6 protein-coding genes are annotated in these 6,437 nt (G+C 34.5%); all 6 read left to right on the top strand.

Translation table 11 applies throughout. The features are described 5' to 3' along the window. The first annotated feature begins 319 nt into the window (after positions 1 to 319). Positions 320 to 1,516: a coiled-coil domain-containing protein gene (locus UGRO018_RS17265; protein WP_416327757.1), complete on the top strand. Its 1,197-nt coding sequence runs from the start codon at positions 320 to 322 to the stop codon at positions 1,514 to 1,516. A gap of 117 nt (positions 1,517 to 1,633) precedes the next feature. Beyond that, a complete protein-coding gene (locus tag UGRO018_RS17260) occupies positions 1,634 to 2,338 on the top strand; it encodes a LytR/AlgR family response regulator transcription factor (RefSeq protein ID WP_416327756.1) in 705 nt (234 codons plus the stop codon). Beyond that, entirely contained in the window at positions 2,335 to 3,591 is a 1,257-nt protein-coding gene (locus UGRO018_RS17255; RefSeq protein ID WP_416327755.1) for a GHKL domain-containing protein, read from the top strand. Before UGRO018_RS17260 ends, UGRO018_RS17255 begins: the two co-directional genes overlap by 4 nt. Positions 3,592 to 3,645: 54 nt before the next feature. Continuing rightward, positions 3,646 to 4,332, top strand: a complete 687-nt coding sequence (locus tag UGRO018_RS17250; protein ID WP_416327754.1) for a hypothetical protein — start codon at positions 3,646 to 3,648, stop codon at positions 4,330 to 4,332. Between the two features lie 13 nt (positions 4,333 to 4,345). Continuing rightward, positions 4,346 to 5,026 (top strand): hypothetical protein, encoded by a 681-nt coding sequence (locus UGRO018_RS17245; RefSeq protein WP_416327753.1) that lies wholly within the window; start codon positions 4,346 to 4,348, stop codon positions 5,024 to 5,026. A 170-nt stretch (positions 5,027 to 5,196) separates the two neighbouring features. Next, the gene (locus UGRO018_RS17240) at positions 5,197 to 6,375 is read left to right on the top strand and encodes an O-antigen ligase family protein (protein WP_416327752.1); all 1,179 of its coding nucleotides are present in this window, start codon (positions 5,197 to 5,199) and stop codon (positions 6,373 to 6,375) included. Positions 6,376 to 6,437 lie beyond the last annotated feature (62 nt).

Here is a 6,437-nt window from a genome sequence, read left to right as displayed (position 1 = left end):
GAGACTTTGTTTTCACATGATCCATTTATGGGTCATTTTCTTGCTAATTTCCTAGAATTAGGAAAAAAACATCGTAAAATGTAAGCAAATTTTAAGTATTTCCCATGACGTATTGTGAAAACCTGTGTTATAATCAATGTGTAAGATTGCATATTTTCATCTAGCCAATGAATTTAATGTATGTGAACTTACATACGAATTTTCTCTCTCCTCCTTTGAGATGCAGATAATTCGATATGAGTGTTCATTTATATGAACACTCTTTCCTTAAATAAAGGATAACAGCATATGCTGATGATGATTAGATGGAGGACTTGCTATGTGGAATGAAGATGATGAAAGAATCAATGGTCAAACTGATGATTTATCAGATATGATCAATGCCTACAGCAAAGATAATGAATTAAGAAAAAAAATCAATGAATTAAAAAAACAGAAAGAAGAAACGACAAAGAAAACTGAAGAACCGTTTTCTTTTGAAGCATATACAAGAGAAGAAACTCAGCCTTTGCCTAAAAGCGGAGGTATTCCAGATATTCAAGTTGATGATGATCTAACGAAAACAAGAGTGGGGTATCAAGGTGATGAGGCTTATGATAAGACTTTGGTCATTATGGATAGAAAGCCGAAAGCTAGTTTTTCCAGTGAAGATATGGATGAAGATGAAAGTGAAGTAGATGAAGAAGAAGTTGAACAGACAGTGGATTCTATGACACAGACTTTTGAGCCATTCCTTGATGAGGAAGAGGACGAAGAAGAGGATGAGGATGATCTTCCTAAAAGAAGAAAAAAAGAAAAGGATCCTGAAGCTGATCAGAAAATGAATAAAATCATTACGTATGTCATCATCGGTATTGTTGCTGTTGTGATATTGATTGCGGGAGGTTTTGGTGTAAAATATGCATTAGATAACTTCTTGGGCAGTGATACAAAGGATACAGAGACCAATAAGCCAGAAGAAAAAGATAAAGATGACGAAAATAAAACTGATGATAATAAAGTAGATAATAAAGGGGAAGATATCACTGATAATAGTGCTCAAATAGCGAAGATCAAGGGAGAGCTTGAGGTTTTAGAAGGAAAATTAAGCAGTAAAAAGAAAGAAGTAGAGGCAGCTAGCAAAGCCTTAGAAGAAGCAAATCAAAATAAGACGAATTATTCTAATCAAGTTAGTACCTTAAGTAGTGAGGCACAGGCAGCAATCAATAATCAGACTTTGGCGGAAAAAGCATATAACGATGCTGTATCAGCTTATAATGCGGCTCCTGAGGATGCTTCTTTGAAAGAAGCGATGGAAACTGCAAAACAAAACATGGAAGCAGCGCAAAAGGAAGCTTCCACAAAAGCAACAGAATTAGAAACAGAAAATCGTAAGTATCCAGATAAAATGAAAGCTTTAGAAAAAGCAATCAGTGATGCTGAATCTGATTTACAAAAGTTAAAGAATGAGCAATCTGAATTAGAAGTAAAAGTTTCTGATAAAACGACCGAATTAAATGAAATAGAGAATAAATAAGAAGAGGACATTGTGAAAACAATGCCTTTTTTGTAGGATATCCTACCACATATGTCATTTATTCAACAGAAACGAAAGATGCCATGGTATAATATATAGAAAAAGTGAGGGATGATCATGATGAATTTATGTGTGCTAGATGACGATGTAGCCTGTGCTATGCATACAAAGCTAATGGTTGAAGAATATTTTGATCGAAAGGAAATAGAAATCAATCGTTTTGATTTGTTTGATCATGGAGCAGGGTTATTGTGCTCTAAAACATCTTATGATGTTCTTTTTTTGGATATTGAGGTTGGTAAAGAAAATGGCATAGACATAGCCAAAGAGTTGAGAAAGCAATATCCCGATATGATCATTATCGTGATTACATCTTATTTAAAATATAGTATGGAAGGTTATAAAATACAAGCCGCAAGATATTTGTTGAAGCCGGTTGCAAAGGATTTGTTGTTCAGTGAACTGGATGAGGTTCTAGCTGTATATGATCATGGAAGCTATTTGATCGCAAGAGATGGAACTACCTCTAGAAGAATCAAACGCTCTGATATCTTTTATATAGAGTCCTATGGTAGAAAGGTATGTATTCATACTCAAAGTGAAGCTTGTATTAGTAAAGAGTCTTTTCATGAATGGAAGGAACAACTAGATGCTTCTATGTTTATAGAATGTTATAAAGGGATCCTAGTACATGTCAGACAGATCAAAACGATACAAAAGGAAACGATAGAGTTAGAGAATGGTCAAATATTGCCACTTGCGAGAAGAAGGATCGATGATGTTTCGAAAAGCTGGTTTCTTTATCAGGAGAAAAGCTTATGAATTATCTTGCTTCCGGTTTGTTTATGATATTGATATTGCTTCAGATTTATCAATATCAAGAAACGATGAAACAGGGCTATCGTGCAATGTATACGCAAATTCAAAAATATGTGAAGTTGTTAGCAGTCTTTTTTTTGTGTTCTACCTTTGTTTCTACCCGTTGGTATCACATGATCTTAATTTTGATGATCATGACTTCTTGTTTATTATATCGAAAAGATGCGGGCTTTTGGGAAGATAGTACTTTGTTAATGCTCACTTATATCAGAGCCTTTTGTATTTGGATGGTGTTTTCCACCTATATGGGAGCACGATCCTTTTGGGGAACCCCGGTTTTCTATGATGATGTATTTATCGCAGGTTGTGCCTATGTACTTCAATTCATACTCATGTATCGAAGAAATCAAACCTATGATCAAATGTACATTTATCCGGCAATGATAGGGTTGATCTGTTTTTTGTTCTTACTTGCGATGGTTGCCCATGATCGTCTTCCTATAAGCGCTGGTTTGGATATGATCATTATGATGCTGTTGATGATGCTGGGTAGCTTTTATCGTATTTGTTATTGCATGGAAGTTGGAAAAGAAAAACAAATACTAGCTCAAGAAAAAGCATATACAATGATGGGCAACAAAGAACGATATGAAGCTATCCAAAAGGAAAACGATTTTATCATGAAAAATATGCATGATCTAAAAAAGCATTTGGCACTTTTGGATCATCTAGGAGATAGGGATGAAGGGGTAGAAGCATATCGTAAGGAAATACAGAAAAAAACACAAGAGTTGTTGCAGTATCAAAAAACTGGAGACTTATTGATTGATAAGATTCTTCAATTATATCATCCTAAATTTATGGAAGCGAACATACAATGCAATATCGAAAGTGAAGATATAGATTATGGCTTTATGGATGCTGTAGATTTATGTGCTGTTTTATGTAATCTATTGGATAATGCATATGAAAGTTGTTTACAATGTGAGGATCGCTTTATTCTTTTAAAAATGAAAATGGTATCGGATAAAGTGATATGGAAGATGAAAAACAGTACAAGGGATACCATACTTCATGAGAATAGCAGTAAACAGGATGGTGTAGGACATGGATATGGGTTACAGAATATGAAGCATACTGCAGAAAAATATCATGGAGAGTTGATAAGCAATATTGATTCAGAACATGGCATTTATATCACGGCGATTTCCTTTAAAATGACCGAATATGTAGAAAATGAAGCCACATTTGCATGAATTCTTTTAATAAAGAATACAAGTGTTAAACTATAGTCAGAAAGGGTGATACCTATGACAAAAGAAAAAAGGGAATTTAAAAAATTGAACATCAGTAGAAAGAAGATTCTTCAAAACTTCATGGTGGAACTGTTTTGTGGGGCTATTATGGGTTTTGCCTGTGCCAAAGCAATCGGCTCCGTGATTGGAGATGACGATGGTTTATACACCATTTGTATTTTGATTTTTATCGCAATGTGTATTTTGCTTTGGATGCCGATCTTTGTTGCGAATGCTCAAATATATGATATCAACGAAAAAAGTGTAAAGGTGATTCCAAAACTTAGCGTGATAAAAAAATGGAAGATGATATTCCATATTCTATTAAACGATGATATTGAACCATTTTTGAACGTTATCCCATTAACATCTATTCGCTATGGAACCTTTCATGTTGATCGCCATGCAGGAACGTGGGCGATGTCACGTTACAGCTACATGCTCACACTATACTATGATGCTAAGGATCATATCACTTTATATATCAATCCAATGGAAAATGGTATTCTGATGCCAAGTGGAAAAGGTGGTTATTTGTTTACCGGTTGTCAATCACGTAAAGATATTTGTAACTTGGTACATTTCTTCGAAATGAATCAAATTACGATTGAAGACCCATTCCATATCGTGGATGCATTAAAAAATCCGGATATCGTCATTTATGATTATTTAGAAAGCCTCAACATAAAGGTTAGGTATTAAGAGAGGAATCAACATGGGTAAAAGAAAGTTGCATAAGAAAATGATCATGACACGTAGACGTATGATAGCTGTTTCTATTGTGATCCTATTGTTTGGATTGTTTTTTGGATGGATGATCTTTAAAGGTTTTGAATGCTTTGAAACACCGATAAAACTAAATCAATCGCTTTGTATGATTGGGTTTGCGTTATTGATATTGATCGTTTGGCTTCCAATGTATGTGGCAGGTGGCCAAGTTTATGATATTAGCGCAGAATATGTAAGAGTCATACCGGTCTATAAGACATCAAAAAGATGGCAGATCATTGGCTATGTCCTTTGTAATAACACAGTAGAACCATTTCTGCGTGTCATTCCTCTTTCCAGTGTGGATTCTTGTATATTTAGTGTGGAGCGCCGTTGCGGTTTATATGGTATGTCACGTTATACCTTGTATCTGCGATTGGAAATTAAGGAAGAAAAGCTGACAATCTATATCAATCCGATAGATAATGGAGTGTTATTACCAAGTGGAAAAGGCGGCGTAGCGATATGTGATTTTAAAAGTAGAGAAGAGATTAGGAATATGGTAACCTTTTTTGAAAAGAATGTGAGGCATATCGAAGATCCTTATCAACTAAGAGAAATGCTAAAGCATCCTGAAATTGAATTATATGATTACCTGGAAGGACAAAACATCAAGATGATATATTGACCCCTAAAAATGATTCTGCTGTACTTGTAAGCTCAAAAGAGTACAGTGGAATCCTTTTTCTACTTCTTTTTATCAGCTTTCTATCAATTTTGTAAGACAACACTAGAAAAATTGTTATTTTTTTTATGAAATGGTATAATGGTGACTAGCATGAGGAATGGAGGATTTGTATGAACAAGATGAATGCATTTTTACATCGTAAACTTGATGGTTTTACACTAGATGAATATATCATTATGTTTGTCGTTTGTTCTATCTTCCTTCCGTTTTACTGTTGCTTGATTGCGATTGCTTGTACTTTAGTCTATCTTATGATCAAGAAGAGGTTGAAAACAATCATAGAAGAAGTACCTCGCTCAAAATGGGCCATTGGATTTTGTATTCTGACATCGATCGTTGCATTTGTGAATGGAAATATTCTCGGAGGATTTTGTGCGATTGGAATATTACTGTTATTCCTTTTTATTTTTTATTATAGAACCATAATTAATAAACGTTTATTTGAGCTATTACTTGATGCTTGTTGTATTATCTCTTTATTCTGTTTTGCGTGGGCGATCATGGAGTATTTTCGTATCATCGATCGTTTGGATTATAGCTTTATTGAATTAAGAGTAGAGGATAATCCGAAAAACAGAATCAATTCTACTTTTTTCAACGCAAACTATTATGCGATGATGATTGAGTTTCTGGTATTGATTTGTATTTATAAAATGATGCAAGTAAAAACAATGCGTAGAATTATTTTCTATGTAGTTACCATAGGATGTAATTTGTTCGCTTTGTATCTAACGGGCTGTAGAACAGCTTGGATCCCTTTTGTTGTGACCATACCGTTTATGTTTTTGATCAATAAGCGCTTTGGCTATTTCACTTCTACAATGGCAGTATTAGGAGCCGGAGGCATGAGTATATTGGTGAAACCGGATATCTTACAAAGAACAAGTATTTTCACAGATTTCCTTAAACGAGCTAATATATGGGAAACAGCGTTAAAAGGGATACAAGCCCATCCATTACTAGGAGAAGGGCCTTTGACTTATTATCATATCTATCCCCTTTACCACGGTCATCCGACACAACATGCTCATAGTGTTTACCTAGATCCTTTTTTAAGCCATGGAGTGATCGGAGTCTTCATCTTTGCGATTTATTTAGGAAGTAATTTGAAGCAGGTGTGGAAATTATTTCAAAGAAGAATCGATATGCGATTGTTCTCATTGATTACAGCTTGTATCCTCACTGTTTTGATACATGGTATTTTGGACTATACTGTTTATTGGATTCAGACAGGGTTGTTGTTTTTATTGATCTTAAGTAGTAGCAGTATTTATTTTCATAAAGAATAAAGCTTTTTTTCCGAAAGGAAAGAAGGCTTTTTCTATACTAAATATATAGAACTGACACTGCA

The organism is Hoskinsella mucinilytica (assembly GCF_045223415.1).
Classification (GTDB): domain Bacteria; phylum Bacillota_I; class Bacilli_A; order Erysipelotrichales; family Erysipelotrichaceae; genus Hoskinsella; species Hoskinsella mucinilytica.
Note: the sequence above shows the minus strand (reverse complement) of the source record. Positions and strands in the feature narration are given on the sequence as shown.

What these genes read in the sequence shown, in the direction of transcription:
- UGRO018_RS17265 (WP_416327757.1), top strand. Translation starts at nt 320, where the DNA reads ATGTGGAATGAAGATGATGAAAGAATCAATGGTCAAACTGATGATTTA.
- UGRO018_RS17260 (WP_416327756.1), top strand. Translation starts at nt 1,634, where the DNA reads ATGATGAATTTATGTGTGCTAGATGACGATGTAGCCTGTGCTATGCAT.
- UGRO018_RS17255 (WP_416327755.1), top strand. Translation starts at nt 2,335, where the DNA reads ATGAATTATCTTGCTTCCGGTTTGTTTATGATATTGATATTGCTTCAG.
- UGRO018_RS17250 (WP_416327754.1), top strand. Translation starts at nt 3,646, where the DNA reads ATGACAAAAGAAAAAAGGGAATTTAAAAAATTGAACATCAGTAGAAAG.
- UGRO018_RS17245 (WP_416327753.1), top strand. Translation starts at nt 4,346, where the DNA reads ATGGGTAAAAGAAAGTTGCATAAGAAAATGATCATGACACGTAGACGT.
- UGRO018_RS17240 (WP_416327752.1), top strand. Translation starts at nt 5,197, where the DNA reads ATGAACAAGATGAATGCATTTTTACATCGTAAACTTGATGGTTTTACA.